Origin of the sequence: Salmonella sp. 741265116_PST (assembly GCF_046567715.1) — a bacterium.
Lineage (GTDB): Bacteria > Pseudomonadota > Gammaproteobacteria > Enterobacterales > Enterobacteriaceae > Salmonella > Salmonella enterica.
This window is the reverse complement of the sequence record NZ_JBKFPH010000011.1, coordinates 51245-76379: the sequence shown is the minus strand read 5'-3', so window position 1 is coordinate 76379 and position 25135 is coordinate 51245. Positions and strand designations below refer to the sequence as shown.

General features: G+C 53.5%; 23 protein-coding genes and 3 pseudogenes. 18 read left to right on the top strand and 8 right to left on the bottom strand.

What is annotated here, in order from left to right:
• The first annotated feature begins 31 nt into the window (after nucleotides 1-31).
• From ACLD11_RS09990 to adrA, 5 genes are all read left to right on the top strand, one after another.
• Nucleotides 32-745, top strand: a complete 714-nt coding sequence (locus tag ACLD11_RS09990; RefSeq protein ID WP_411014850.1) for an extensin family protein — start codon at nucleotides 32-34, stop codon at nucleotides 743-745.
• 168 nt (nucleotides 746-913) lie between these two features.
• The gene (locus ACLD11_RS09985) at nucleotides 914-2125 is read left to right on the top strand and encodes a multidrug efflux MFS transporter (RefSeq protein ID WP_000446772.1); all 1212 of its coding nucleotides are present in this window, start codon (nucleotides 914-916) and stop codon (nucleotides 2123-2125) included.
• Nucleotides 2126-2421: 296 nt separating this feature from the next.
• Nucleotides 2422-2682 (top strand): anti-adapter protein IraP, encoded by a 261-nt coding sequence (gene iraP / locus ACLD11_RS09980; protein WP_183058721.1) that lies wholly within the window; start codon nucleotides 2422-2424, stop codon nucleotides 2680-2682.
• A gap of 358 nt (nucleotides 2683-3040) precedes the next feature.
• Nucleotides 3041-3361, top strand: coding sequence for a phosphate starvation-inducible protein PsiF (psiF, locus tag ACLD11_RS09975; RefSeq protein ID WP_411014849.1), 321 nt, complete (start codon nucleotides 3041-3043; stop codon nucleotides 3359-3361).
• 91 nt (nucleotides 3362-3452) lie between these two features.
• A complete protein-coding gene (gene adrA, locus ACLD11_RS09970) occupies nucleotides 3453-4565 on the top strand; it encodes a diguanylate cyclase AdrA (protein ID WP_023228277.1) in 1113 nt (370 codons plus the stop codon).
• A gap of 14 nt (nucleotides 4566-4579) precedes the next feature.
• Here adrA and proC read toward each other — a convergent pair whose 3' ends face one another.
• A complete protein-coding gene (proC, locus tag ACLD11_RS09965; protein ID WP_000412193.1) occupies nucleotides 4580-5389 on the bottom strand; it encodes a pyrroline-5-carboxylate reductase in 810 nt (269 codons plus the stop codon).
• A gap of 139 nt (nucleotides 5390-5528) precedes the next feature.
• Here proC and ACLD11_RS09960 point away from each other — a divergent pair, with 139 nt between their 5' ends.
• The 5 genes from ACLD11_RS09960 to ppnP all read left to right on the top strand — a co-directional run bounded on the left by ACLD11_RS09960 (nucleotide 5529) and on the right by ppnP (nucleotide 8215).
• On the top strand, nucleotides 5529-5984 hold the full coding sequence (locus ACLD11_RS09960) for a YaiI/YqxD family protein (protein WP_000158134.1): 456 nt from the start codon (nucleotides 5529-5531) through the stop codon (nucleotides 5982-5984).
• Between the two features lie 184 nt (nucleotides 5985-6168).
• On the top strand, nucleotides 6169-6714 hold the full coding sequence (aroL, locus tag ACLD11_RS09955) for a shikimate kinase AroL (protein WP_411014848.1): 546 nt from the start codon (nucleotides 6169-6171) through the stop codon (nucleotides 6712-6714).
• A gap of 26 nt (nucleotides 6715-6740) precedes the next feature.
• Complete coding sequence (gene yaiA, locus ACLD11_RS09950) at nucleotides 6741-6932, top strand: protein YaiA (protein ID WP_001143166.1); 192 nt, start codon at nucleotides 6741-6743, stop codon at nucleotides 6930-6932.
• Between the two features lie 250 nt (nucleotides 6933-7182).
• On the top strand, nucleotides 7183-7860 hold the full coding sequence (locus tag ACLD11_RS09945; protein ID WP_411011446.1) for an AroM family protein: 678 nt from the start codon (nucleotides 7183-7185) through the stop codon (nucleotides 7858-7860).
• A gap of 70 nt (nucleotides 7861-7930) precedes the next feature.
• Nucleotides 7931-8215, top strand: a complete 285-nt coding sequence (gene ppnP, locus ACLD11_RS09940) for a pyrimidine/purine nucleoside phosphorylase (RefSeq protein WP_115178581.1) — start codon at nucleotides 7931-7933, stop codon at nucleotides 8213-8215.
• A 38-nt stretch (nucleotides 8216-8253) separates the two neighbouring features.
• Here the strand turns inward: ppnP and rdgC are convergent, their stop codons facing one another.
• Nucleotides 8254-9165: a recombination-associated protein RdgC gene (rdgC, locus tag ACLD11_RS09935; RefSeq protein WP_000964305.1), complete on the bottom strand. Its 912-nt coding sequence runs from the start codon at nucleotides 9163-9165 to the stop codon at nucleotides 8254-8256.
• A gap of 125 nt (nucleotides 9166-9290) precedes the next feature.
• Here rdgC and ACLD11_RS09930 point away from each other — a divergent pair.
• Nucleotides 9291-9365, top strand: a pseudogene (locus ACLD11_RS09930) (hypothetical protein); the annotation flags it as partial.
• A 5-nt stretch (nucleotides 9366-9370) separates the two neighbouring features.
• On the opposite strand, the gene tnpA reads toward ACLD11_RS09930, so the two are convergent.
• Nucleotides 9371-9787 carry an IS200/IS605 family transposase gene (gene tnpA / locus ACLD11_RS09925; RefSeq protein WP_411014847.1) on the bottom strand — a complete coding sequence of 139 codons (417 nt, stop codon included), beginning with the start codon at nucleotides 9785-9787 and terminating at the stop codon, nucleotides 9371-9373.
• A 22-nt stretch (nucleotides 9788-9809) separates the two neighbouring features.
• Here tnpA and ACLD11_RS09920 point away from each other — a divergent pair.
• Nucleotides 9810-9932: pseudogene (locus tag ACLD11_RS09920) on the top strand (hypothetical protein); the annotation flags it as partial.
• On the opposite strand, the gene araJ reads toward ACLD11_RS09920, so the two are convergent.
• The 3 genes from araJ to sbcD form a co-directional block, all read right to left on the bottom strand.
• Nucleotides 9921-11093: an MFS transporter AraJ gene (gene araJ, locus ACLD11_RS09915; protein ID WP_411014846.1), complete on the bottom strand. Its 1173-nt coding sequence runs from the start codon at nucleotides 11091-11093 to the stop codon at nucleotides 9921-9923. The pseudogene ACLD11_RS09920 and the gene araJ overlap by 12 nt on opposite strands.
• 172 nt (nucleotides 11094-11265) lie before the next feature.
• Nucleotides 11266-14406 carry an exonuclease subunit SbcC gene (sbcC, locus tag ACLD11_RS09910; protein WP_411014845.1) on the bottom strand — a complete coding sequence of 1047 codons (3141 nt, stop codon included), beginning with the start codon at nucleotides 14404-14406 and terminating at the stop codon, nucleotides 11266-11268.
• Entirely contained in the window at nucleotides 14403-15605 is a 1203-nt protein-coding gene (gene sbcD, locus ACLD11_RS09905) for an exonuclease subunit SbcD (protein WP_080208016.1), read from the bottom strand. The genes sbcC and sbcD overlap by 4 nt, the downstream gene beginning before the upstream one ends.
• Nucleotides 15606-15818: 213 nt before the next feature.
• On the opposite strand from sbcD, the gene phoB reads away from it, so the two are divergent.
• From phoB to ACLD11_RS09880, 5 genes and pseudogenes are all read left to right on the top strand, one after another.
• The gene (phoB, locus tag ACLD11_RS09900; RefSeq protein ID WP_000113921.1) at nucleotides 15819-16508 is read left to right on the top strand and encodes a phosphate response regulator transcription factor PhoB; all 690 of its coding nucleotides are present in this window, start codon (nucleotides 15819-15821) and stop codon (nucleotides 16506-16508) included.
• A 69-nt stretch (nucleotides 16509-16577) separates the two neighbouring features.
• The gene (gene phoR / locus ACLD11_RS09895; protein ID WP_411014844.1) at nucleotides 16578-17873 is read left to right on the top strand and encodes a phosphate regulon sensor histidine kinase PhoR; all 1296 of its coding nucleotides are present in this window, start codon (nucleotides 16578-16580) and stop codon (nucleotides 17871-17873) included.
• Between the two features lie 408 nt (nucleotides 17874-18281).
• The gene (gene brnQ, locus ACLD11_RS09890) at nucleotides 18282-19601 is read left to right on the top strand and encodes a branched-chain amino acid transporter carrier protein BrnQ (RefSeq protein WP_000149625.1); all 1320 of its coding nucleotides are present in this window, start codon (nucleotides 18282-18284) and stop codon (nucleotides 19599-19601) included.
• 74 nt (nucleotides 19602-19675) lie between these two features.
• Nucleotides 19676-21046, top strand: a complete 1371-nt coding sequence (gene proY / locus ACLD11_RS09885) for a proline-specific permease ProY (RefSeq protein ID WP_183059574.1) — start codon at nucleotides 19676-19678, stop codon at nucleotides 21044-21046.
• A 161-nt stretch (nucleotides 21047-21207) separates the two neighbouring features.
• Nucleotides 21208-22408: pseudogene (locus ACLD11_RS09880) on the top strand (alpha amylase N-terminal ig-like domain-containing protein).
• 71 nt (nucleotides 22409-22479) lie between these two features.
• Here ACLD11_RS09880 and ACLD11_RS09875 read toward each other — a convergent pair.
• Together ACLD11_RS09875 and acpH are read right to left on the bottom strand one after the other, a co-directional pair.
• A complete protein-coding gene (locus ACLD11_RS09875; protein WP_000244731.1) occupies nucleotides 22480-23082 on the bottom strand; it encodes a peroxiredoxin in 603 nt (200 codons plus the stop codon).
• Nucleotides 23083-23291: 209 nt separating this feature from the next.
• Nucleotides 23292-23873, bottom strand: coding sequence for an ACP phosphodiesterase (gene acpH / locus ACLD11_RS09870; protein ID WP_001009858.1), 582 nt, complete (start codon nucleotides 23871-23873; stop codon nucleotides 23292-23294).
• Between the two features lie 93 nt (nucleotides 23874-23966).
• Here acpH and queA point away from each other — a divergent pair, with 93 nt between their 5' ends.
• Complete coding sequence (gene queA, locus ACLD11_RS09865) at nucleotides 23967-25031, top strand: tRNA preQ1(34) S-adenosylmethionine ribosyltransferase-isomerase QueA (RefSeq protein ID WP_411011439.1); 1065 nt, start codon at nucleotides 23967-23969, stop codon at nucleotides 25029-25031.
• Nucleotides 25032-25135: the final 104 nt, after the last annotated feature.

Genomic DNA, 25135 nt, shown 5'->3' with positions numbered 1-25135 from the left:
CAAAACGCGGGTTTCGCGGGCTTCTGCCATAATGTTTATGGGATGTGAGAACGGAGGCCGCGTGAGAGGTAAGGGTTTTCTGATTATTGTGCTGTTGGGCGGCATTGGCGGGCAGGGATATCGTTATCTTCCCTCTTATTATAATCCTTTTGCTCCGCTACAACTTGCCGATCCGCCAGGCTGGATCACTACCTTTAAACTACAGCGCCTTACGCCGTCGCAGTGCCGGGAGCTTTTAACGGCGGCCAATCAACAGGGATTAATTTCATCACAACCTGTTGCGGATAGCGCTGGTGAATGTCCCTTGTCCCATGTTGTGCGCGTCAGAGATTTTGGCCAGGTCAAACTGAGCAGCAGTTTTTTAGCCTCCTGCCCGCTGGCGCTGCGCTCCGCGCTGTTTGTCGAACAGCAGGTAAAACCTTTAACAGAAACGTGGATGAAGCGCCGCCTGACCCGCATCGAACATCTGGGCAGCTATGCCTGCCGTAATATTTATCACCGCCCGGATGCGCGTCGCAGTGAACATGCCAGCGCAGAAGCGCTGGATGTCAGCGGGTTTCAGCTATCGGATGGCCGAAAAATCACTGTTCTGCGCGGCTGGGGGCGTGAGGAGACGGGGCCCTGGTTACGCGCTATGTTAAACGCCAGTTGCCATTATTATGGCAATGGGCTCGGGCCTGACTATAACGCTGCTCATGCTAACCATTTTCATCTTGGAATGCATGGCTACGGCGTGTGTCGTTAAAGCATAAACGTCTGCCTTGCGCGGCTATATAATGTGATATGTTTCACAAAAATGATGAACGGGGAGACAAAATAGCAAAGTGTGACGTATCGCACCTCTGGAACCACCAGGAAAAAGAGAGCCTGCTAAGCTAACGCGTATTTTCAGCTACTTATCGTTACGAGTCTTATGGAATCCTGGAAAGTTAATCTAATTTCCGTCTGGTTTGGATGTTTTTTTACCGGTCTGGCAATCAGTCAAATCCTGCCATTTTTACCCCTTTATATTTCCCAGCTTGGCGTCTCTTCCCATGAAGCGTTATCAATGTGGTCCGGGTTAACGTTTAGCATTACGTTTCTTATTTCCGCCATTGTGTCGCCAATGTGGGGCAGTCTCGCCGATCGTAAAGGGCGTAAACTGATGCTATTGCGCGCGTCGCTCGGGATGGCGATTGCTATTCTACTGCAGGCATTCGCGACCCATGTCTGGCAACTTTTCCTGCTGCGCGGAATCATGGGGTTAACGTCAGGCTATATCCCCAATGCCATGGCGCTGGTAGCCTCTCAGGTACCGCGCGAACGTAGCGGCTGGGCGCTCAGTACGCTTTCTACCGCGCAGATCAGCGGCGTTATCGGCGGGCCGTTAATGGGCGGCTTTGTCGCGGATCATATCGGACTGCGGGCGGTATTTCTGATTACCGCCATGCTGTTGGTGGTGAGCTTTCTGGTCACGCTATTTTTAATTAAAGAAGGCGTGCGTCCGGTCATCAGGAAAAGCGAACGCCTGAGCGGTAAAGCCGTTTTTGCGTCGTTACCTTATCCTGCGCTGGTGATCAGTTTGTTTTTTACCACGATGGTCATTCAACTCTGTAATGGTTCCATCAGTCCAATTCTGGCGCTGTTTATCAAATCAATGATGCCGGACAGTAATAACATCGCCTTTCTTAGCGGGTTAATTGCCTCGGTGCCCGGTATCTCCGCGCTTATCTCCGCGCCTCGCCTGGGAAAACTTGGCGACAGAATCGGCACGGAAAGAATTCTGATGGCCACGCTTATCTGCGCAGTGCTGCTTTTCTTCGCGATGTCCTGGGTCACCACGCCGTTCCAGTTGGGGCTGTTGCGTTTCTTGTTAGGCTTTGCCGATGGCGCGATGTTACCCGCCGTACAAACGCTATTGGTGAAATACTCCAGCGACCAAATTACCGGACGTATTTTTGGCTACAACCAGTCATTTATGTACCTGGGCAACGTGGTTGGGCCGTTGATGGGCGCGACGGTATCGGCGATGGCCGGTTTCCGCTGGGTTTTTATCGCTACGGCGGCGATCGTATTGATCAATATTGGGCAACTGACTCTGGCGTTACGTCGTCGGCGTAACGCGCAAAAAGCGAAAGGCCAATAGCGGTGCATCGTAACGGCGCTTCTGCCGTTACGATATGGTTTAAATTAAAAGATATATTCTTTATCCGTGAAGTTTTTCTATAGATGGCATAACTTTAAATTATGATATAGCGTGATTATTGTTTTTTGATGGTTTATTATCGTCTCGTTTACGGTCTGAGAAACGTTTCGCTGCGGCGACATTGATAATTATTTGTGTAAAGTTCTTCCTGTATCATAAAAATAGTACTTTCAGCCTCTAGGCAGTGGTTCTTCATAGTGATAACGTCATCCTGGAACTAATAAGGAAATATGGTCATGAAAAATCTCATAGCAGAGTTGTTGCTTAAGCTAGCCCAAAAAGAAGAAGAGTCGAAAGAACTGGTTGCTCAGGTAGAAGCGTTAGAGATTATCGTCACAGCAATGTTACGTAACATGGCGCAAAGCGAGCAGGAGATGTTGATACGTCAGGTAGAAGGGGCACTTGAAGGCGTAAAGCCGGATGCCAGCGTTCCTGATCACGATACGGAATTGCTGCGCCAATATGTAAAAAAGTTGCTGAGACACCCCCGGCACTAATCGTATCTAAAACAACACAGTTGTTATAACGTTACTTTTATGAAATAACATAGCTGCTTCGTTTTTATTTTCTTCTGGTTAATAGTTAATACAGAGCAAAATAAAAACGAAGCGGCTATGGTAATAACAGTGTAACGTTATGCGTTGTTCTTCTGTATCCTGCCAGTGTGACTGTGGATAATCGAATTGCACAGTAGCCTACGGTTTGTCAATCAATAAAGCCTATATTGCTAACGGTAAGTAATACTTTTACTGCCGGGTGGTATTTTTGCCAGTAACAGCCAGACTTATATAAAGTCCCTGGGATATCTCCCAAAGGGACAACGTGTAATGTGTACACTGACAAAAGGATGGTGCTATGAAAATAACATTACTGGTGACTTTATTTTTTGGCCTGGTCTTTTTAACCGCCGTCGGCGCAACCGAGAAACCGTTAACGCCGCAACAGCAGCGCATGACGACCTGTAATCAGCAGGCGACAGCGCAAGCGCTGAAAGGCGATGCGCGTAAAACTTACCTTAGCGACTGCCTGAAAAACAGTCAGTCAGCCCCTGGCGAGAAAAGCCTGACGCCGCAACAGCAGAAAATGCGTGAATGCAATGTTCAGGCGACGGAACAATCTCTGAAAGGCGATGACCGTAGCAAGTTTATGAGCGCCTGCCTGAAAAAAGCGGCGTAGTGCTATCGGGTGAGCCCTGAAAAACACTCACCCGAAATTTCATACTTCCTCCATGCGCTCTGTTTCTATAATTTGGGAAAATTGTTTCTAAATGTTCCCAAAAATAATGAATGATGAAAATTTTTACCGAAAAGCGGTTGAACAGGCGGTAGCGCCGCCTGACCCTTCTGATGATCGTCAGCGCTCCGGGTTGCGCTTCGCCCGGCGCATCAGGCTACCGCGTGCGGTGGGGTTAGGGGGGATGTTTTTACCGGTGGCCGCCGTGTTAGTGACGCAACCTGTCTTTGGCGGCTGGTGGCTGTTGCTGGTCGGCTGGTCTTTTGTCTGGCCGCATCTGGCGTGGCAGTGGTCGGCGAAAGCCCTTGATCCGCTACGTCAGGAAATTTACAACCTGAAAGTGGATGCGATCCTCTCCGGCATGTGGATCGCGCTGATGGGCGTCAATATGTTGCCTGCCGCCGCGCTGTTTATGATGATGAGCATGAATCTGATGGGGGCTGGCGGGCGGCGGCTATTCACTGCCGGAATGGGGCTTTTGCTGGCGTCATGTCTGGTGACGTTGCAGCTTACCGGGCTACCCGTCGCTATGCGAAGCTCGTCGCTGGAAGTCACGCTCTCTTTGCCCGTCATTATGTTGTATCCGCTTTTGTTCGCCTGGGTAAGTTATCAAACGGCCATTAAATTAGCGGAACATAAGCGACGCTTGCAGGCGATGAGCTCGCGGGATGGCATGACCGGCGTCTATAACCGACGCCACTGGGAAATTTTATTACGTAATGAATTCGATCACAGCCGACGCCACCATCGGGAGGCGACATTGTTGATTATCGACATCGATCATTTTAAGAGCATTAACGACACCTGGGGGCATGATGTTGGGGATGAGGCTATTATCGCCCTGACGCGTCAATTACAGATAACGCTACGCGGGAGTGATATTATCGGGCGCTTTGGCGGCGACGAATTCGCGGTGATTATGTGCGGAACGCCGGCAGACAGCGCGATTACCGCCATGTCGCGAGTGCATGAACGGCTAAATACCTTACGCTTGCCGGGCGCGCCGCAGGTCATGTTACGTATCAGCGTGGGCGTGGCGCCGTTAACGCCACAAATCGGTCATTATCGGGAATGGCTAAAGTCTGCGGATATGGCGCTTTATAAAGCAAAGAATGCCGGACGTAACCGCACCGAAGTGGCGGCATGACGTCCAGCCGGGCTTCAGGATTTACTGAGCGCCTCTGATTTTTCCATACACTTCGTCATCGCTTCTATTACCGCAGCGCGGAAGCCACGTTCTTCCAGAACGCGTACGGCTTCAATCGTCGTTCCGCCAGGCGAGCACACCATATCTTTCAGTTCGCCGGGATGCTTTCCGGTTTCGAGTACCATTTTCGCCGACCCCATAACGGCCTGCGCGGCGAATTTATAGGCCTGAGCGCGAGGCATACCGCCCAGAACGGCAGCGTCCGCCATCGCCTCGATAAACATAAAGACATAGGCCGGCGAAGATCCGCTCACGCCAACCACCGGATGGATCATCGGCTCAGCAATCACTTCCGCCTCGCCAAAGCAGCGGAAAATATTCAGGACATCAGCCGTATCTTCCGGTGTGACCAGCGCGTTTGGCGTGACGGAGGTCATTCCTGCGTTGACCAGCGATGGCGTATTCGGCATAGCGCGAATGATTTTACGGTCATGTCCCAGCGCGCGCGCAAGCTGATCAAGCGTTACGCCTGCGGCGATAGAGACCACCAGCGAGTCTTTGTTCAGGCTGGAGGAGATTTCACTGAGCACTTTCACCATAATGCCCGGTTTTACCGCGCCGAAAACGATATCCGCGACCTGAGCGACCTCCTGCGCGCTTTGCGCCGCATTAATGCCGTACTGGTCATGCAGGGCGGCAACTTTATCGGGGGAGGGGGTGTAGACCCAGATCTGACCGGGAAGTACCTGACCGCTGGCAATCAGTCCGCCAAGAATAGCCTTGCCCATATTACCGCAGCCAATAAAACCGATTTTCTTCTCCATCTCGTCACTCCCTATGTTTGTGTGTTATGGGGAATGGTTAGCTTAACGCGGATTGAAAACGGGCAGAAGGAGAAACAGCACTTTGATGAAAGGCAAAAGCGCGAGACAATAAAAGATTGTATACCGTACGGGAGACATTATGACCATCTGGGTGGATGCGGATGCGTGTCCGAATGTCATTAAAGAAATTTTGTACCGCGCCGCCGAACGGATGCAGTTGCCGCTTATTCTGGTTGCCAATCAGGCCTTGCGCGTGCCGCCTTCGCGTTTTATCCGCACGCTCCGCGTGGCCGCCGGGTTTGACGTGGCGGATAACGAAATCGTGCGTCAATGCGAAGCGGGCGATCTGGTGATTACCGCGGACATTCCGCTGGCGGCTGAAGTGCTGGAAAAAGGCGCTGCGGCTCTTAATCCCCGGGGAGAACGCTATAGCGACGCCACGATTCGCGAACGTCTGACGATGCGTGACTTTATGGACACGCTACGCGCCAGCGGCGTACAAACGGGGGGACCAAACAGTCTCTCGCCGCGCGATCGTCAGCATTTTGCCGCCGAGCTGGATAAGTGGTGGCTGGAAAGTCAGCGTAAAAAATAAATCGTGTAATGAAATATTTACAGTTTATTCGTTTCTGATTCTTGCTATAGTACTAATATTGTGACTTTAGTACCTTTGTGTAAATTATTATTTACATTTATGCGTTGTACTAGTTAGATGATATGATTATAACATTGCTGATATCAAATCCTGCGTATGCGCAGTTCCTGGGGGAACGCCTGCTATGATGCAACCTCTTTATCTTGTTGGCCCGCGGGGCTGTGGGAAAACCACCATCGGTATGGCGCTGGCGCAGGCAACCGGTTTCCGGTTTGCAGATACCGACCACTGGCTGCAATCGCACGTGCAGATGAGCGTCGCTGATATCGTTGAAAAAGAAGGCTGGGGAGGGTTCCGCGCCCGGGAAACCGCGGCCCTGGAAGCGGTGAGCGCGCCTTCGACTGTCGTGGCGACGGGGGGCGGTATTATTCTCACGGAGTATAACCGACGTTATATGCACCGTGTTGGCGTAGTGATTTATCTGTGCGCGCCGGTATCCACGCTGGTTAACCGGCTTGAGGCTGAACCTGAAGCGGATCTGCGCCCGACCCTCACCGGCAAGCCGTTGAGCGAAGAGGTTCGGGAAGTGCTTGAGCAGCGTGACGCGTTGTATCGCGAAACGGCGCATTACATTATTGACGCGACGAAAGCGCCGGCCCAGGTCGTTTCTGAAATTATTGCGGCGCTGCCGCCGTCGATGCAACGGTTACAGGGAGATGTCTATACTTAACGCTCACCCAGAATAAAGGAAACACTATGCCAACCAGACCACCTTATCCGCGGGAAGCTTATATCGTCACCATTGAAAAAGGCGTGCCTGGCCAGACGGTGACGTGGTATCAGCTACGGGCTGACCATCCAAAACCTGATTCGCTCATCAGCGAGCATCCGACTGCAGAAGAAGCGATGGATGCGAAAAAACGTTACGAAGATCCGGATAAATCATAGACGCATGAACCACTCGGAAGGGATTCTGAGTACCCCTGAATTGTATCTTCATCACATTCTTGAAACATTTATACTGACAACCAAAACCGTAAATTAAGCGATAACAATACAATATTGGAGTTATTTGGAATCTTTACACAATACGTTGCTCATCTGCTGCTACGCTTTCTGAGATTTGTAGGGCAGGTAGCGCGGTGGACGTGTGCATATTTGCCCAGGAATTACGACGAAGTAATAAGGTGGAATAAAAATGAGTGCGTCGTTGGCAATCCTCACAATCGGCGTTGTGCCAATGAGCGAAGTGTTACCGCTTCTGACGGAATACATCGACGAACAACACATCACCCATCATAGCCTGCTGGGAAAAATGAGCCGGGAAGACGTTATGGCGGATTACGCTGTAGAGCCTGGCGACGATCCGCTTTTGACGTTGCTGAATGATAACCAGATAGCCCATGTTTCCCGCCAGAAGGTGGAGCGAGATTTACAGAGCGTTGTCGAGGTGCTGGATAACCAGGGTTATGATGTCATTATACTGATGAGCACCGCGGCGATTAAAAGTATGGCTGTCCGTAATTCTATTTTGCTTGAGCCGCTGCGTATTATTCCACCGCTTGTCGCCTCTATTGTGGATGGGCATCAGGTTGGCGTGATTGTGCCTGTTGCAGAACTTCTGGCGGCCCAGGAGAAAAAATGGCAGGTATTGCAAATGCCGCCGGTGTATTCGCTGGCGAATCCGGTTCACGGTTCTGAGCAACAGTTAATTGATGCCGGGCAGGCGCTACTGGATCAAGGCGCGGACGTCATTATGCTTGATTGTCTGGGGTTTCATCAGCGTCATCGGGATATTTTACAGCAGGCGCTGGATGTGCCGGTTTTACTCTCTAATGTTTTGATTGCGCGCTTAGCTTCAGAACTGCTTGTCTAATTTTACGTGACAGGCCGAACGTCAGGACTCTATATTGGGTGTTAATTTAATAATGAGACGGGGCCTGATTATGCTACAAAGCAATGAATACTTTTCCGGGAAAGTGAAGTCTATTGGATTTACCAGCAGTAGCACCGGCCGGGCCAGCGTTGGTGTGATGGCGGAAGGGGAGTATACCTTTGGCACCGCCGAACCCGAAGAGATGACGGTTGTGAGCGGCGCGTTGAAGGTACTGTTGCCGGGAACTGTCGAATGGAAAGTGTATACAGCCGGTGAGGTGTTTAATGTGTCTGGCCACAGCGAGTTTCATCTCCAGGTTGCTGAGCCCACCTCGTATCTGTGCCGCTATTTGTAACGGTGAGCCCCCTCTCCGCCGGAGAGGGGACCCTCTGGTTAGCGCTGCGCTTCGCCGCCTAATCCTTCCACCAGGCTTTGAATCAGCGCCGCCAGCTCGCCGGTCATCAGGATAAAGTCCGCGTCAAAACGTTGGGCAAAATCTTCCCGGTCGATATCTTCGTTCTGATCGCGCAGCTCATCGCAGAATTTCAGACGCTTAATGGAGCCGTCGTCGCACATGACGAATTGAATGCGCTGCTGCCAGTCGAGCGCCAGCTTCGTGACCACTTTACCCGCTTCAATATGAACGGCGATCTCGTCGCTGACCAGATCCTGCTTTTTCGCGCGGATCACGCCGCCATCTTCCAGCATCGCTTTCAATTCGGCTTCGTCCAGCAACTGGAAACCCTGAGCGACCGTCCCGGAGCGCACCCACTCTGTGAGCGTCAGCTCAATCGGATTTTCCAGCGCCAGCGGGACGACCGGCAGCGAGCCAAGACTTTTACGCAGTAGCGCCAAAGTATCTTCCGCTTTTTTCGCGCTGGCGCAGTCAACCATAATCAGGCCGTTAACGGTATCAATCCACATCATTGTCTGACTGAAGCGGCTAAACGCGCGCGGCAGCAACGAATGCAACACTTCATCCTTCAGGGAATCTTTTTCCGTCTTCTTCAGCTTGCGACCCTGATCGGCTTCCAGTTTCTGGATTTTCGCCTCCAGTGCCTGTTTGATCACTGGCGATGGCAGGATTTTCTCTTCTTTGCGCGCGCAAATAATAATTTGGCCATTGGCGGTGTGCGTTAACGCATCGCTGTGAGAGCCCATCGGCGGAACCCAGCCCATTTTGGCCATATCCTGGCTACCGCATGGGGTAAACGTCATTGAGGCGAGCTGTTTCTCCATCTCTTCGGCGCGTAATGTAATATCGCGGCTAAGACGGTAAACCATTAAATTTTTGAACCACAGCATGATAATTTCCACGGCCTTGTCGTTAAATCCAGGCGGTATAGTAACGAATTGTCGGCAGGCTTGCATTGCCAATCAGAACGGTGAATTCTACCCTGTTGATATTCCCAAAAAATGAGGAGCGGTATGTGCGTATTGGTATCGATTTAGGCGGCACAAAAACGGAAGTCATTGCGCTTGATGATGCAGGAGAGCAGCGGTTTTCCACCTAACCAGGTGTTTGCTGTTGTTCAATGTATTGGCGGATGACGGATATTGGCGCACCTCCGCAGCTACTGGCAAAATAGCTGGGACTCCACAAAACGCCTTTGTAGTAATACCTGACTGCAATATCTGGTCGATCTCGTCGCAGTAACCTACTCGATACGCCTTTGAGGCTGTTTACCAGACTGGATATCGCCAGTTTGGGAGGAGAGTTAATTAACAAATGGACGTGATCTGGTTCGCCATCCATTTCAACCAGTTCAGCTTCAAAATCAGCACATATATTTGAAAAGTAAGTGCGTAGCTTTTCTATCGCGTCATGGTCAAAAATCTGGCGTCGGTATTTGGTGACAAAGACCAGGTGAACATTCGTCAGGAAAACACAGTGTCTTCCACGTCGGATATCGGCTTCTTTTTTCATAGACCAAAGTATAATTTGACCTGTGAAACGACTACAGGCATTTAAATTCCAGTTAAGACCAGGTGGTCAACAGGCGCGTGAAATGAGGCGCTTCGCATATGGCCGCCGGCGTAACGTTTTTAGCCGGATGGCGTCATCCGGCAACCGGCGTGACCGATGGCTGCTTGTGTTTTAGACGTCCGTATACCAGCAACGACGACATGGCGGAAAACGAGAGCAGGGCGGCGGGAAGCGCCACGTAGTGGTACGTAAAACCTAGTGTCAGCATCAGCCCCCCGCACCAGGCGCCAATCGCGCTACCGAGATTAAACGCGATTTGTCCTCCCGCCGCGCCCAGCAGTTCGCCGCCTTTGGCGTTTTGCAGCAGCAGGATTTGCAGCGGCGCAGAGAGCGCAAACAGACCAGCACAGCAGATAAACGCGAAAGTCAGCGATGCTGTTTTGTATCCGCTGAAGAAAAAGAGCGCCATGAGAGAGAGCACGATAACGAGGTCAGTCACTACCGCGATGCGCAGCGGAGTATATCTGCCGGAGAGTTTGCCGCTTAACAGATTGCCTAACACCATCCCCAGCCCGACCAGCATCATAATAAACGTCATGCTCGTCTCCGAAAAACCGGAGATGTACATCATAAATGGCTTGATATAGCTGAACCAGGCAAAAACGCCCGCATTGCCGAACATCGTGGCGGCGAAAATGAGCCACGGCGCGGGGCTACGCAAGAAGTGGAACTGCTCGCGCAGGCTGCCTTGGGCTTTGTCGCGAATATCCGGCACCCAGAAGAAAATTGCGGTGAGCACAGCGATGTTGAAAACCGCGATCAATAAAAAGGTGTAGCGCCAGCTAAATTCCTGGCTCAGGTACGTGCCGAACGGAATGCCCACCAGATTCGCCACCGTCATCCCTGAAACCATACCCGCGACGGCGGCGGTGACCTTCCCGGGGCGGATAATCTTTGACAAGACAATGGCGCCGACGCCAAAAAAGGCGCCGTGCGGAAAGCCGGAAACCAGTCTGCCGACGGCGAGCATCAGATATGACGAGGAAAAGGTAAATATGGCATTGCCCATCACGCACAGCATGACCAGAAACAGCAGTATATGTTTAAGCGAAAAGCGGCTGGAAAAGAGCGCCATAATGGGAGCGCCCAGCACGACGCCGAAGGCGTAAAACGAGATCATATGCCCGGCGGCGGGAATCGTTATTCCGACATCGCGTGCCAGCTCCGTCAGCACGCCCATAATGCCAAACTCGGCCATCCCCAGGCCGAACGTACCCAGCGCCAAAGAAAAAATAACTTTTTTCATACCACCTGCCGAAAATAAAGGCGCATGTTGCGCGCTGCGGCTGTGAATTGTCACAGCCAATCAACATATAGCTTGCGGATAAGCGCGAGGTAATACCATTCCTTATCCGTCTTTGTGTATTCATTATTATGCTATGTCATGACAGTATGTTGTGCCCAGGATGACACTGGCGTTACTCCACGGCAAACGCTTTGTCCAGTTTGCTATAACCAAGTCCATTGATTTTTTTCACTTTTATCTGCACGGGGATACGTTCTTTCATGGCTTCCACGTGGCTAATCACACCGATGGTCTTCCCGCTGGCATTCAGCGCGTCGAGCGCATCCAGCGCGGCGTCCAGCGTTTCGCTATCAAGCGTGCCGAAGCCTTCGTCGAGGAACAAAGAATCAATGCGCGTTTTATGGCTGACCAAATCTGATAACGCCAGCGCCAGCGCCAGGCTGACCAGGAAGCTTTCGCCGCCTGATAACGTTCGCGTATCGCGCACGGCGTCGGCCTGCCAGGTATCGACAACCTCCAGTTCCAGCGCGTCGCTGGCTTTGCGCTGCAACAAATAGCGGCCATGCAGGCGGGTGAGCTGGTGATTCGCCAGCCAGACCAGATTATCCAGCGTCAGTCCCTGGGCGAATTTGCGGAACTTATCACCTTCTTTAGAGCCGATCAACGCATTGAGATAGCCCCAGTCTTCCACTTGCTGAGAGGCTTGCTTCATTTCCGCCATCAGCGCCCGTTGGCGCTGCCGATTATCTGCATCCTGTTTAATTTGCTGGCGGATTTCCCCCTGACGTGTCGTGTTTTCACGCAGTTGTTGCGCCAACTGCGCCAGCCGCTGCGCGAGCTGCTCCGCCGTACACGTTGGGTCCAGACCGGCGGGCGGCTGTTGCTGATGGTCAGCCAGCGCCTGCGCGGACTGCGCGCTTAACGCCTTCGCTTGTTGTAGCTGACTTTCCAGCGTTTGTTGTTGTTTTTCCAGACGGGTCACGGTCTCTTCATCCAGCAACGCCGCCAGGAACGTTGCCTGGCTGTCAAACGGGCTATTTTTTAACGCTGCATCAAAGTGCGCTATCGCCTCGGCGGCGCGCTGCTGCTCCTGTGTCGTCTGTTCCTGCAGGGTTTGCAACTGGCTTTGTAATGACACGCACTCATCATGCGCCTGCCGCCAGTTATCCAGCGGCACGTCATCGTCGGAATCCACGGTATCCGTTTGCGGTAGCGTCTCCAGCAACGGGGTAAGCCTGTCGATCTGCGTTTGCAAATCCGCGAACTCTGTCTGACGCCGTTGCCATATTTTCGCTTCGTCGACGCGCTCATTCAGCCATGCGGCCTCGTCTTCTGGCGCAGGAAGGGAAAGCTTATACTGCGCCAAATCAGCCGTCAGCGACGCCTGACGCTGCGCAATCTGCGCGGTAAAGCGCGCTACCTGTTCAGTATGCGCCGCGATTTGCGTTTGTAGAGCATGACGCTGGCTGAGCTGATCCAACTGTTGCTCATGCTCTTCCGCGGCGGTCAGCCAGCCCGCGAGGTCTTCTTGCGGCTGGAGCTGAACGCCCAGCGTAGCGCACAGCGTTTGCCATTCCTCAGTAAGCGCTTGCTCCTCCTGCAACAACGACTGCGCCTCGCTTTCATCCCGCTGTAATTGTTGCGTTAAGGCATCTAACTGTCCTCGCAGCGCCGCGCCTTCTTCCGCCAGCGTTTTGACCTCTTTTTCCAGCGCGTCGCGGCGGGTTTGATTCGCGCTCAGTTCCAGCGCCTGATAGGCGGCGATGGCGGGGTGCGTCGTCGAGCCGCAAAGCGGACACGGCTGGCCGGACTGTAAGTGCGCCCGCTGGCTTTCCAGATCTTTGATGCGCGCCTCCTGCTCGCAAATAGTGCGAACGTCCGCAAGCTCCTGCGCTTTAGTCTTATAACTCAGGCGTTTATCCGCCAGATGTTGGGTGTATTGCGTCTGCTCCTGATGATGACGCGCGATAGCTGCCTGTAGCTGCGCCTGGCGCTTTTGTTTCGGGAGAATTTGCCCCTGAAGCGCGGCGAGACGATGGCGTAGCGGACGCTGTCGGGTATGCAATGCCCTGGCTTCCGCCAGGGCCTGTGGCGTGAGGTCGAGCGTGAGCGGCGGTAGCGCATCACGCTGACGCGTATCGCTCAGCAACTGCTGTTGCCATTGGCTCAGTTGCGCCCGATCGTGGGATTGTTGTGTTAATAATGCTCGCCACCCCGCCAGTTCGCTGCGCCAGACGCGGATGCCGTCGTGTTCCGCCAGCCATGTCTTCAACCGTTGCCCTGTGGCGTTCAGTTGCGTGAATTGTCGATGCGCGCAGGCGTGGATACGCTGGCGCAGGCGATACGCGCTTTGTAAGCGAGCATTCACTTCATCACTGTGCTGACGAACACGCTCAACGGCGCGGGTTTGTTCCTGAATGCGCTCCCAATGCGGGCGCAACTGGCGAGCAGGTTGCGCCAGAGTCAACGCCGCGAGCTGCGGCTGCGCTTTTTCTCGCGCCTCTTGCGCCGCGTACAGCGCCTGCTGCCGGGCGTGTAATTCAGTGTGGAGCTCGTTTTTTCGGGTCAGCCAGTGAAGGTGCTGCTGCTGTCCCTGCTGGTCGGCCAGCAGGCGTTTCTCTTCGTCAGTAAGCGCCTGCAAACTGGCTTCCAGTTGCTGTAACTGTTCGTCCGCCAATAGGGCGACGCCGCTGGCCTGCGCTTGTAACTTTTCCAGTTCGAGACGGGCTGATTTATGTTTTTCAAATACCTGTGCGGAGATCTGCCCGTAAATCTCAGTGCCAGTGAGCTCCTCCAGAAGCTCTGCGCGCTCTTTCGCTTTGGCGTTAAGAAAGGCGGCGAACTGCCCCTGTGATAACAACATCGAACGGGTGAAGCGCCCGTAGTCCAGCCCGGTCAACGTGGCGATCATCTCCAGTTTATCCTTTACCTTATCGGCAAAGATCTTTCCGTCTGAACACCGCGCCAGCTCCACGCGTGGGGCCTGGAGATTGCCGTCAGGCTGATTTCGGGCTCGGTTCTGGCTCCAGAACGCGCGCCAGGCCTCGCCTTTTACCTCAAACTCCACTTCGGCCAGACATTCCGCCGTATCGCGCGTCATCAAATCGTTTTGCGACTGTGATACCGTATTCAGGCGCGGCGTTTCGTGGTACAGCGCCAGGCAGATGGCGTCAAGCAAGGTGGTTTTTCCCGCGCCGGTCGGGCCGGTAATGGCGAATAACCCGTTACTGACAAACGGTTCGGCGGTAAAATCGACCTTCCATTCTCCTTTCAGCGAGTTCAGGTTTTTCAGACGCAAACTGAGAATTTTCATGCCTCATGCTCCTCATTCAACGCGTAGAGCGTGCTGGAAAAGAGCTGATTCAGGCGCTCGCGCTGCGGGGGATCTAACGCTTCCAGCGCCAGACGCCGCGCAAAAACCTCTTCCACGCTAAGCTCGCTTAATGTTTCCCGCCGTTCGTTCGCCAGCGAGCGCTCGCGCTGTTCGCGGCTACGGCGCACCAGTAACACCTCTACGGGTAGCGACTCCGTTAGCGTCTGTATTCTGCGTTGGATATCGTGCAGATAATCATCGGTGGTGATTTCAATATCCAGCCAGACGGGAGGCGATTGCTCAACGCCGCGCCACTGCTCAAGCTGTTCGGTAATTGACGCCAGGTCGCCTTTTAAAACCGCCAACGGTTGAGTCACGGGGACAGCCAGACTTTCGGTACTTTGCCATTTCCCCTGCTCGAAGGTCACCAGATGCACGCATTTGCTTTTGCCGCACTCATCAAAGCTGAGGGCGATGGGCGAGCCGCAATAGCGGATATGCTCTGTGCCGCCGACACATTGCGCGCGGTGAATGTGTCCCAATGCGATATAATCCGCTGGGGGGAAATGCTGCGCCGGAAAGGCATCCAGCGTACCGATATAAATGTCGCGAACCGCATCGCTTTTGCTGGCGCCGACGGTGGTTAAATGTCCCGTCGCGATAACCGGCAGCTTTCGTTCGCCGCGTAGCTGGCACGCTTCCTGATACTGCTGTTGATAATAATCGGCAATCGCATGAAGAAGTTGCTGCTGTTTCTCGCTGCCGGATAATCCCGCCTGACTGGTAATAATGTCGCGCGGGCGCAAAAAGGGAATGGGGCACAGTACGGCGCCCGGAGAACCGTCGCGACGATGAAGTAGCTGCGGTGCATAGCCCGCGCTGGCGATCACGGTTGTATTGAGAAACGCCAGAATGTCGCGCGACTCGTTTAGCGTGGCGACGGAATCATGATTACCAGCCAGCACCACCAGATGACAGCCCGTTTGCTGTAAATTAACGACGAAACGGTTATAAAGTTCTCGGGCATAGCTTGGCGGCGAACCGGTATCAAAAATATCGCCAGCGACAATAATGGCATCCACCTGATGGGTCTGCGCGGTCTCCAGCAGCCAGTCCAGAAAAGCCTGATGCTCCGCGGCGCGGCTTTTACTGTAGAAGTTTTGTCCCAGATGCCAGTCAGAGGTGTGGAGGATGCGCATAATTGTTCCATGCAAAAAAAGCGTGAACGGGATTATACACGTCATCCCCTCCATTTTTGGGCGCAATTTACCGCCGATATACGGTAATGCACGGTTTCACCGCTGTCATAAATCATCAACATGCTGTCAATGCCGCCTTTTTTTTCATAAATCTGTCATAAATCTGACGCATAATGGCGCGGCATTGATAACTAACGACTAACAGGGCAAATTATGGCGAGACGTATTCTGGTCGTAGAAGATGAGGCGCCGATCCGTGAAATGGTGTGCTTTGTGCTCGAACAAAATGGCTTTCAGCCCGTAGAAGCCGAAGATTATGACAGTGCGGTGAATAAACTTAATGAACCCTGGCCGGATCTCATCCTTCTTGACTGGATGTTGCCCGGCGGGTCAGGGTTACAGTTTATTAAACATCTTAAACGTGAAGCCATGACCCGGGATATTCCTGTGGTTATGCTGACCGCGAGAGGTGAGGAAGAAGATCGCGTGCGCGGGCTGGAAACCGGCGCTGACGATTACATTACCAAGCCGTTTTCCCCCAAGGAGTTGGTGGCGCGCATTAAAGCCGTTATGCGGCGCATCTCGCCGATGGCGGTCGAAGAGGTGATCGAGATGCAGGGACTGAGCCTTGATCCAGGCTCTCACCGCGTGATGACCGGCGACAGCCCGCTGGATATGGGGCCGACCGAATTTAAATTACTCCATTTCTTTATGACGCACCCGGAACGGGTTTACAGTCGCGAGCAGCTACTCAATCATGTCTGGGGCACCAATGTGTACGTTGAAGACCGGACGGTCGACGTGCATATTCGCCGTTTGCGTAAGGCGCTGGAGCACAGCGGCCACGACCGGATGGTGCAAACGGTACGCGGGACAGGGTATCGTTTTTCGACCCGCTTTTAATGCCTTTTCCGCCAGTTGATCACAGGTTTCTGGCGGAGAAGGCTTTCCATTCTTGAGGGAGTATGACGCGTGCTGGAACGGCTGTCATGGAAAAGGCTGGTGCTGGAGCTGGTGCTCTGTTGCATCCCCGCGCTTATCCTTAGCGCTTTTTTGGGTTATCTGCCGTGGTTTTTACTGGCGGCGGTGACGGGACTGCTTGTCTGGCATTTCTGGAATTTATTACGTCTCTCCTGGTGGCTTTGGGTCGACAGAAGTATGACGCCGCCGCCGGGACGGGGAAGTTGGGAACCGCTGTTATACGGTTTACACCAGATGCAGTTGCGAAATAAGAAGCGTCGCCGCGAGCTGGGGAACCTGATTAAACGTTTTCGCAGCGGTGCGGAGTCGCTGCCTGATGCCGTGGTACTGACCACAGAAGAGGGCGGCATTTTTTGGTGTAACGGTTTGGCGCAACAGATACTGGGGCTACGCTGGCCGGATGACAACGGGCAGAATATTCTCAATCTACTGCGTTATCCGGAGTTTACCCAGTATTTAAAAACGCGTGATTTCACCCGTCCGCTTCATTTGGTGCTCAATACCGGGCGGCACCTGGAGATCCGCGTCATGCCTTATACCGATAAACAACTTCTGATGGTAGCGCGCGATGTGACGCACATGCATCAGCTTGAAGGCGCCAGGCGTAACTTTTTCGCCAACGTTAGCCATGAATTGCGTACGCCATTGACGGTATTGCAAGGCTATCTGGAAATGATGCAGGAACAGGCGCTGGAGGGGGCGACGCGAGAGAAAGCGCTGCATACGATGCGCGAGCAAACGTATCGTATGGAAGGGCTGGTAAAACAACTGCTTACTCTGTCTAAAATTGAGGCGGCCCCGGCGCTGTTATTAAATGAAAAAGTGGATGTACCGATGATGCTGCGGGTCGTGGAGCGGGAAGCGCAGACGCTCAGCCAGCAGAAACATACCTTTACGTTTGAGGTCGACGATAGTCTTAGCGTTCTGGGCAACGAAGAGCAGCTACGTAGCGCGATCTCAAACCTGGTGTATAACGCGGTAAACCATACGCCGGCGGGAACGCATATTACGGTGAGCTGGCGACGTGCCGCGCATGGCGCTGAATTTTGCATTCAAGATAACGGTCCGGGGATTGCTGCCGAGCATATTCCTCGTCTGACCGAACGCTTCTACCGTGTCGATAAAGCGCGTTCGCGGCAAACGGGCGGCAGCGGCCTGGGATTGGCGATTGTGAAACATGCGTTGAATCACCATGAAAGCCGCCTTGAAATCGACAGTTCGCCTGGCAAAGAAACGCGATTTAGCTTTGTGCTGCCGGAACGTTTAATTGCCAAAAATAGCGATTAATTGCCTTTCGTAAGTATAACTTTCCATAAGCCAGCGGATGCTGGCTTATTTTCTTTGCAGTTAAGACGGGCTCGTTGAAACATTCAACGTTTGGTGATTTTTTGTTCGCATGATTAGCCATAACTTTTTCATGAGAATGGTGTTTTATTCTGGTTGTAAATTTCATATCGCTATATTCATCTGGTTTTTAGATCCCACCTTGCTTTAAAACGTTATAAGCGTTTAAATTGCGCTTCAGGTGCTGTCATTACGACTGCATTTGCGCGGTAAATCGAAAAACAATTCTTCGCCGCATCGGTCCGGGAGCTTTTCCCGCTGAAATTGATAAAAAACGCCGCTTTATAATCCTCCGGGAAAGGCAAAAATTTTAATGTTTACAACATCACCATCCACAGGCAGTAAGACTTTATGACCCATCAGTTAAAATCGCGCGATATCATCGCCCTGGGCTTTATGACATTTGCGCTGTTCGTTGGCGCAGGCAACATTATCTTTCCTCCTATGGTCGGTTTGCAGGCGGGTGAACACGTCTGGACAGCCGCTATTGGCTTTCTGATTACCGCCGTGGGGCTACCGGTTCTTACTGTTGTGGCGCTGGCGAAAGTCGGCGGCGGCGTAGACAGCCTCAGTACGCCGATTGGTAAAGTGGCGGGACTCCTGTTGGCGACCGTTTGCTATCTGGCCGTCGGGCCGTTATTTGCGACGCCGCGTACCGCGACGGTGTCGTTTGAGGTCGGTATCGCTCCGTTGACCGGCGATTCTGCAATGCCGTTGCTGATTTACAGCGTGGTCTATTTCGCTATCGTTATTCTGGTTTCCCTCTATCCGGGTAAGCTGCTGGATACGGTGGGGAATTTCCTGGCGCCGTTGAAAATTATTGCGCTGGTCATCCTTTCCGTCGCGGCTATCGTTTGGCCTGCCGGTCCAATCAGCAACGCCCTGGACGCTTATCAGAATGCGGCCTTTTCTAACGGATTTGTGAACGGCTATCTGACGATGGATACGCTTGGCGCGATGGTGTTTGGTATCGTTATTGTGAACGCGGCGCGTTCTCGCGGCGTGACCGAAGCGCGCCTGTTGACGCGTTACACGGTCTGGGCCGGCCTGATGGCGGGCGTGGGGCTGACGCTGCTTTACCTTGCCTTGTTCCGCTTAGGTTCTGACAGCGCGACGCTGGTCGATCAGTCAGCGAACGGCGCGGCGATTCTTCATGCTTACGTTCAGCATACCTTTGGCGGCGCGGGAAGCTTCCTGCTGGCGGCGCTGATCTTTATCGCGTGTCTGGTGACGGCGGTGGGGCTGACCTGCGCCTGCGCTGAGTTTTTCGCGCAGTATATTCCGCTGTCTTACCGCACGCTGGTCTTTATTCTCGGCGGCTTCTCGATGGTGGTGTCAAACCTTGGACTGAGCCATCTGATTCAAATCTCCATTCCGGTGCTGACCGCTATCTATCCGCCGTGTATCGCACTGGTTGTATTAAGTTTTACCCGCTCATGGTGGCATAATTCCACCCGCATCATCGCGCCGGCCATGTTTATCAGTCTGCTTTTTGGTATCCTTGACGGCATCAAAGCATCTGCCTTTGGCGATATGTTGCCAGCCTGGAGTCAGCGTTTGCCGCTGGCGGAACAGGGACTGGCGTGGTTGATGCCAACGGTGGTGATGGTGATCCTGGCGATTATCTGGGATCGCGCGGCGGGTCGGCAGGTGACCTCCAGCGCTCACTAAAATCGCTGACATATGTGTACACCACGGGGCTTAACGCCCCGTGGTTTTTTATTGTATTGATAGGTCAGAAATTGATGGAAAGCAATAATAAGCTAAAGCGTGGGCTGAGCACCCGGCACATTCGCTTTATGGCATTAGGTTCGGCAATCGGCACCGGCCTGTTTTACGGCTCGGCGGACGCCATCAAAATGGCGGGGCCGAGCGTGCTGTTGGCCTATATTATTGGCGGGGTCGCGGCATATATCATTATGCGCGCATTGGGGGAAATGTCCGTTCACAACCCTGCCGCCAGCTCATTTTCGCGCTATGCGCAGGAAAACCTCGGCCCGCTTGCGGGCTACATTACCGGCTGGACCTACTGTTTTGAGATCCTGATCGTCGCCATTGCCGACGTGACCGCGTTCGGCATTTACATGGGGGTCTGGTTCCCCGCCGTGCCGCACTGGATTTGGGTGCTTAGCGTGGTGCTGATCATTTGCGCCATCAACCTGATGAGCGTCAAGGTGTTCGGCGAGCTGGAGTTTTGGTTCTCCTTCTTCAAAGTCGCCACCATTATTATCATGATTGTCGCGGGTATCGGCATCATTGTGTGGGGAATTGGCAACGGCGGGCAGCCGACCGGCATTCATAACCTGTGGAGCAACGGCGGCTTCTTCAGCAATGGCTGGCTGGGAATGATCATGTCGCTGCAAATGGTGATGTTCGCTTACGGCGGGATTGAAATTATCGGTATCACCGCCGGGGAAGCGAAAGACCCGGAGAAATCCATTCCGCGCGCTATTAACTCAGTACCGATGCGTATCCTGGTATTTTATGTCGGCACGCTGTTCGTCATTATGTCTATTTATCCGTGGAATCAGGTCGGCACAGACGGCAGCCCATTTGTGCTGACGTTCCAGCATATGGGGATTACCTTTGCCGCCAGCATTCTGAACTTTGTGGTATTGACCGCCTCGCTTTCCGCTATCAACTCCGATGTGTTTGGCGTAGGCCGTATGCTGCATGGTATGGCGGAGCAGGGGAGCGCGCCGAAAATCTTTGCTAAAACGTCACGCCGTGGTATTCCGTGGGTCACTGTGCTGGTGATGACGATTGCGCTGCTGTTTGCGGTTTACCTGAACTACATCATGCCGGAAAACGTCTTCCTGGTGATTGCCTCGCTGGCGACGTTTGCGACGGTATGGGTATGGATTATGATCCTGCTGTCGCAAATCGCCTTCCGCCGTCGTTTACCGCCGGAAGAGGTAAAAGCGTTGAAGTTTAAGGTGCCGGGCGGTGTCGTAACGACGATAGCGGGTCTGATTTTCCTGGTCTTCATTATTGCGCTTATCGGCTACCATCCGGATACCCGCATCTCACTGTATGTGGGCTTCGCCTGGATAGTTCTGCTGTTGATTGGCTGGATATTTAAACGCCGTCGCGACCGTCAATTGGCGCAGGCGTAGTCGTTTTTCTCTGCCTTATCCGGTCTGCAGGCAACGGTAGGCCGGATAAGCGGAGCCGCTTCTCCTCCTGGAGTCTCCTCCCCTAATAAACCCCTGGATGATGAGTTATCCTTTAAATCTCTATGGCAAGGTGGCCCCATTTTCAGTAGAGGGGATACGAGATGTTGAATGCCTGGCACTTACCGGTTGCCCCATTTGTGAAGCAACATAGCGATAAATTAACCATTACGCTGTGGCTGAGCGGAGAAAATCCGCCGTCTCGCGTGACGTTGCGCTCAGAATTCGATAATGAAGAAATCTCACTGGCGATGCGCAAACAACGCCGCCAGCCGCAGCCGGGCGTGACGGCGTGGCGAGCGACGCTCAATATCGCGTTAGGGCAACCCCGTCGCCGTTACAGTTTTAAATTGCTTTGGCATGACCGCCAGCTTTGGTTTACGCCGCAGGGATTTAGCCGTTTTCCGCCTGCGCGTCTGGAACAATTTGCCGTTGATGCGCCGGATAGCGGCCCGCAGTGGGTCGCCGATCAAATTTTTTATCAGATCTTCCCGGATCGTTTTGCCCGCAGCGCGACGCGTGAAGCCGATCAGGACCGGGTGTACTACCATCATGCCGCGGGTCAGGAGATTGTGCTGCGCGACTGGTACTCCTTTTCACCACAAGGCGTGGCGCTGGACTGGCTGGGTTATCCGAGCCTGCCGAAACTCGATTATCAATCAGAAACGCTGGTGGATGAGATCTATCGCGGTGAGGACAGTATCGTTCGTCACTAGCTAAAGGCACCGTGGAATATGGACGGCTGGCGGCTGGATGTCGTACATATACTGGGCGAGGCGGGCGGGGCGCGCCACAATTTGCAGCACGTCGCTGGCATTACCCGGGCGGCAAAAGAGGCGCAGCCTGAAGACTATATTGTGGGGGAACATTTCGGCAATGCGCGGCAGTGGCTACAGGCCGATGTGGAAGATGCCGCCATGTATTTATTACGGCGATGAAGTCGGCGTGGACGGCGCAAATGACCCCATGTGCCGCAAACCGTTCCCGTGGGATGAACGCAAGCAGGACGGCAACTTGCTGGCGCTGTACCAGCGTATGGCGAAACTGCGCCGGCGCAGTCTGGTGCTACGTCGTGGCGGATGCCAGGCGCTGTATGCCGAAGGTGACGTAGTGGTATTCGTGCGAGTTTATCAGCAGCAGCGGGCGCTGGTGGCGATTAACCGGGGCGAGGCCTGTGAAGTGGCGCTGGAAGCGTTGCCGTTGCTGAACGTGGCCGGATGGCAATGTAAAACAGGAAGCGGTGACATCCGCGAGGGAAGACTTAATTTACCCGCGATTTCCGCGACGGTATGGATGAATCGTTGAGGCGAGGTGGTTCGTAACACCTCACGCATAAAAAAGGCTCGCGATGGCGAGCCTTTTATCAATGCACTGACTTACAGGCTGGAAATGTTCTCAGCCAGGTATTTAGCCACGCCGTCCGGAGAGGCGTTCATGCCTTCTTTGCCTTTTTCCCACTGCGCCGGGCAGACATCGCCGTGCTCTTCGTGGAACTGCAGCGCGTCGACCATACGCAGCATTTCGTCGATGTTACGACCCAGCGGCAGATCGTTTACGACCTGGTGGCGAACAATACCGTTTGCGTCAATCAGGAAAGAGCCGCGCAGCGCAACGCCTTCGTCCGGATGTTCGATACCGTAAGCTTTCTGAATTTCACGCTTCACGTCGGCGACCATTGCGTATTTCACCGGGCCAATGCCGCCTTTATCGACAGGGGTGTTACGCCATGCGTTGTGGACAAACTCAGAGTCGAAAGAAACGCCGACTACTTCAACGCCGCGCTTCTGGAATTCTTCATAACGTTTATCGAAGGCGATCAGCTCAGACGGGCAAACAAAAGTGAAGTCCATCGGCCAGAAGAACAGAACGGTTGTTTTACCATTGGTGTGCTGTTTGAAGTTGAATTTATCAACAATCTCACCGCTACCCAGTACCGCCGCAGCGGTGAAATCCGGGGCCTGACGAGTAACCAGTACCATAATAATTCTCCTGCAATATTAAGGGTTTTAGAACGCAACGCGGGCAGTATAGGGAGGGCGAAGCGACAAAACAATGCGGTCTTGACAATCAATGAGACAGCTTTTGCCTATCGATCGGATCATTATAAATCGTAATGATGACCCCTTTATGACAGCGAACCATCTTTCTGCCAACGGCGGATCTGACGCACGCCCTCGCTATCAGGCCGTCACAGCGCTTTGCGGGCGGCCTGTGCCATCATACGCGGATAAAAATGCCAGAAGCGCTCTTCTAACGCGTCGTAGTGTGCGTCCAGATCGTACCAGGAATCACGCAAGGCATCCAGCCGGGGACGGCGATTCGCCATGCCATTCAGCACGTTTTGAATGAAATCCATATCGCGATACCGCTCTAACCATTTTTCTGACCAAAGATAATCATTTAGGTTGACAAAGCGCGGCGGGGAGTCGGGCAGAATCGTCGCGACCTGCGCATGGGCGTAGCCGACAAACGCCTGAAGTGGAAAATCAGGGGAGATTTGCGTCCAGTGGCGCGATAAAAAATGATCCCACATGACGTCCAGCGTAATGGGCGCCACGCGCCGCGTTTCATGGCGGAACCACTCTCGCGCCTCACGAACTTCCGGCAGGTTGTCGGTCATGACGTCAATACGCCGATGCATATAAATACCCTCTACCACGTCAGGAGGATAATGCGTTGCCGGGTTACCGCGGACAAAATCGGCCAGCAGATTACCGGAAAGCGAGCTGTCGGCAAGGTGCGCCAGATGCAGGTGAGCAAGAAAATTCATTATTGATTCTCTGTCCAAAAAGCGGGTAACGGTTGCAGCGGGAACGTCCCGGCACTAGACTACCCGCCTCTTATTTTAGTCTGAGTCAGAGTCATGCGCGTTACCGATTTTTCCTTTGAACTACCCGAATCCCTGATTGCCCACTACCCACAGCCGGAACGCAGTCGCTGCCGTTTGCTGTCATTAGAGGGGCCGACGGGCGCGCTGACGCACGGTACTTTCACCGATCTGCTCGATAAGCTCAACCCTGGCGATTTGCTGGTCTTCAATAATACCCGCGTGATCCCGGCGCGGCTCTTTGGCCGTAAAGCCAGCGGCGGCAAGATAGAAGTGCTGGTCGAACGTATGCTCGATGATAAACGTATCCTGGCGCATATTCGCGCTTCTAAAGCGCCAAAACCGGGCACGGAACTGCTACTGGGCGACGACGAAAGTATTCACGCGACCATGACCGCGCGTCACGGCGCTCTGTTTGAAGTTGAGTTTAATGACCCGCGTCCGGTGCTGGATATTCTTAACACCATCGGCCATATGCCGTTGCCGCCGTACATCGACCGTCCGGACGAAGACGCCGACCGCGAACTGTACCAGACGGTCTACAGTGAAAAACCGGGCGCCGTCGCCGCGCCGACCGCGGGGCTGCACTTTGATGAGCCGCTGCTGGCGGCGCTTCGTGAGAAAGGTGTCGAAATGGCGTTTGTTACGCTACACGTAGGCGCGGGCACTTTCCAGCCGGTGCGTGTCGATACCATTGAAGATCACATCATGCACTCCGAATATGCTGAGGTGCCGCAGGAGGTGGTCGACGCGGTGCTGGCGGCGAAAGCGCGCGGCAACCGGGTTATCGCCGTCGGTACGACCTCGGTACGCTCACTGGAAAGCGCGGCGCAGGCGGCAAAAAGCGATTTGATAGAGCCCTTCTTCGGCGATACGCAAATCTTTATTTATCCAGGTTATCAATACAAAGTGATTGATGCGCTGATCACCAACTTCCATCTGCCGGAATCGACGTTGATTATGCTGGTTTCCGCATTTGCCGGTTATCAACACACCATGAATGCCTATAAGACTGCGGTAGAACAAAAATATCGCTTTTTTAGCTACGGGGACGCGATGTTTATCACGTACAATCCGCAGGCTATTTTTGAGCGTCCGTAAGAAGGCTATCTCACTTGCCATTTTGACGCCGGGCAGTGCTCGCTATCCTCACGTACTGCGTGTACGCTCCGGTGACTGCGCGCTGGCCGACCCCAAACTGGCTG

What these genes read in the sequence shown, in the direction of transcription:
- ACLD11_RS09990 (WP_411014850.1), top strand. Translation starts at nt 32, where the DNA reads ATGTTTATGGGATGTGAGAACGGAGGCCGCGTGAGAGGTAAGGGTTTT.
- ACLD11_RS09985 (WP_000446772.1), top strand. Translation starts at nt 914, where the DNA reads ATGGAATCCTGGAAAGTTAATCTAATTTCCGTCTGGTTTGGATGTTTT.
- iraP (WP_183058721.1), top strand. Translation starts at nt 2,422, where the DNA reads ATGAAAAATCTCATAGCAGAGTTGTTGCTTAAGCTAGCCCAAAAAGAA.
- psiF (WP_411014849.1), top strand. Translation starts at nt 3,041, where the DNA reads ATGAAAATAACATTACTGGTGACTTTATTTTTTGGCCTGGTCTTTTTA.
- adrA (WP_023228277.1), top strand. Translation starts at nt 3,453, where the DNA reads ATGTTCCCAAAAATAATGAATGATGAAAATTTTTACCGAAAAGCGGTT.
- proC (WP_000412193.1), bottom strand. Translation starts at nt 5,389, where the DNA reads ATGGAGAAGAAAATCGGTTTTATTGGCTGCGGTAATATGGGCAAGGCT.
- ACLD11_RS09960 (WP_000158134.1), top strand. Translation starts at nt 5,529, where the DNA reads ATGACCATCTGGGTGGATGCGGATGCGTGTCCGAATGTCATTAAAGAA.
- aroL (WP_411014848.1), top strand. Translation starts at nt 6,169, where the DNA reads ATGATGCAACCTCTTTATCTTGTTGGCCCGCGGGGCTGTGGGAAAACC.
- yaiA (WP_001143166.1), top strand. Translation starts at nt 6,741, where the DNA reads ATGCCAACCAGACCACCTTATCCGCGGGAAGCTTATATCGTCACCATT.
- ACLD11_RS09945 (WP_411011446.1), top strand. Translation starts at nt 7,183, where the DNA reads ATGAGTGCGTCGTTGGCAATCCTCACAATCGGCGTTGTGCCAATGAGC.
- ppnP (WP_115178581.1), top strand. Translation starts at nt 7,931, where the DNA reads ATGCTACAAAGCAATGAATACTTTTCCGGGAAAGTGAAGTCTATTGGA.
- rdgC (WP_000964305.1), bottom strand. Translation starts at nt 9,165, where the DNA reads ATGCTGTGGTTCAAAAATTTAATGGTTTACCGTCTTAGCCGCGATATT.
- tnpA (WP_411014847.1), bottom strand. Translation starts at nt 9,787, where the DNA reads ATGAAAAAAGAAGCCGATATCCGACGTGGAAGACACTGTGTTTTCCTG.
- araJ (WP_411014846.1), bottom strand. Translation starts at nt 11,093, where the DNA reads ATGAAAAAAGTTATTTTTTCTTTGGCGCTGGGTACGTTCGGCCTGGGG.
- sbcC (WP_411014845.1), bottom strand. Translation starts at nt 14,406, where the DNA reads ATGAAAATTCTCAGTTTGCGTCTGAAAAACCTGAACTCGCTGAAAGGA.
- sbcD (WP_080208016.1), bottom strand. Translation starts at nt 15,605, where the DNA reads ATGCGCATCCTCCACACCTCTGACTGGCATCTGGGACAAAACTTCTAC.
- phoB (WP_000113921.1), top strand. Translation starts at nt 15,819, where the DNA reads ATGGCGAGACGTATTCTGGTCGTAGAAGATGAGGCGCCGATCCGTGAA.
- brnQ (WP_000149625.1), top strand. Translation starts at nt 18,282, where the DNA reads ATGACCCATCAGTTAAAATCGCGCGATATCATCGCCCTGGGCTTTATG.
- proY (WP_183059574.1), top strand. Translation starts at nt 19,676, where the DNA reads ATGGAAAGCAATAATAAGCTAAAGCGTGGGCTGAGCACCCGGCACATT.
- ACLD11_RS09875 (WP_000244731.1), bottom strand. Translation starts at nt 23,082, where the DNA reads ATGGTACTGGTTACTCGTCAGGCCCCGGATTTCACCGCTGCGGCGGTA.
- acpH (WP_001009858.1), bottom strand. Translation starts at nt 23,873, where the DNA reads ATGAATTTTCTTGCTCACCTGCATCTGGCGCACCTTGCCGACAGCTCG.
- queA (WP_411011439.1), top strand. Translation starts at nt 23,967, where the DNA reads ATGCGCGTTACCGATTTTTCCTTTGAACTACCCGAATCCCTGATTGCC.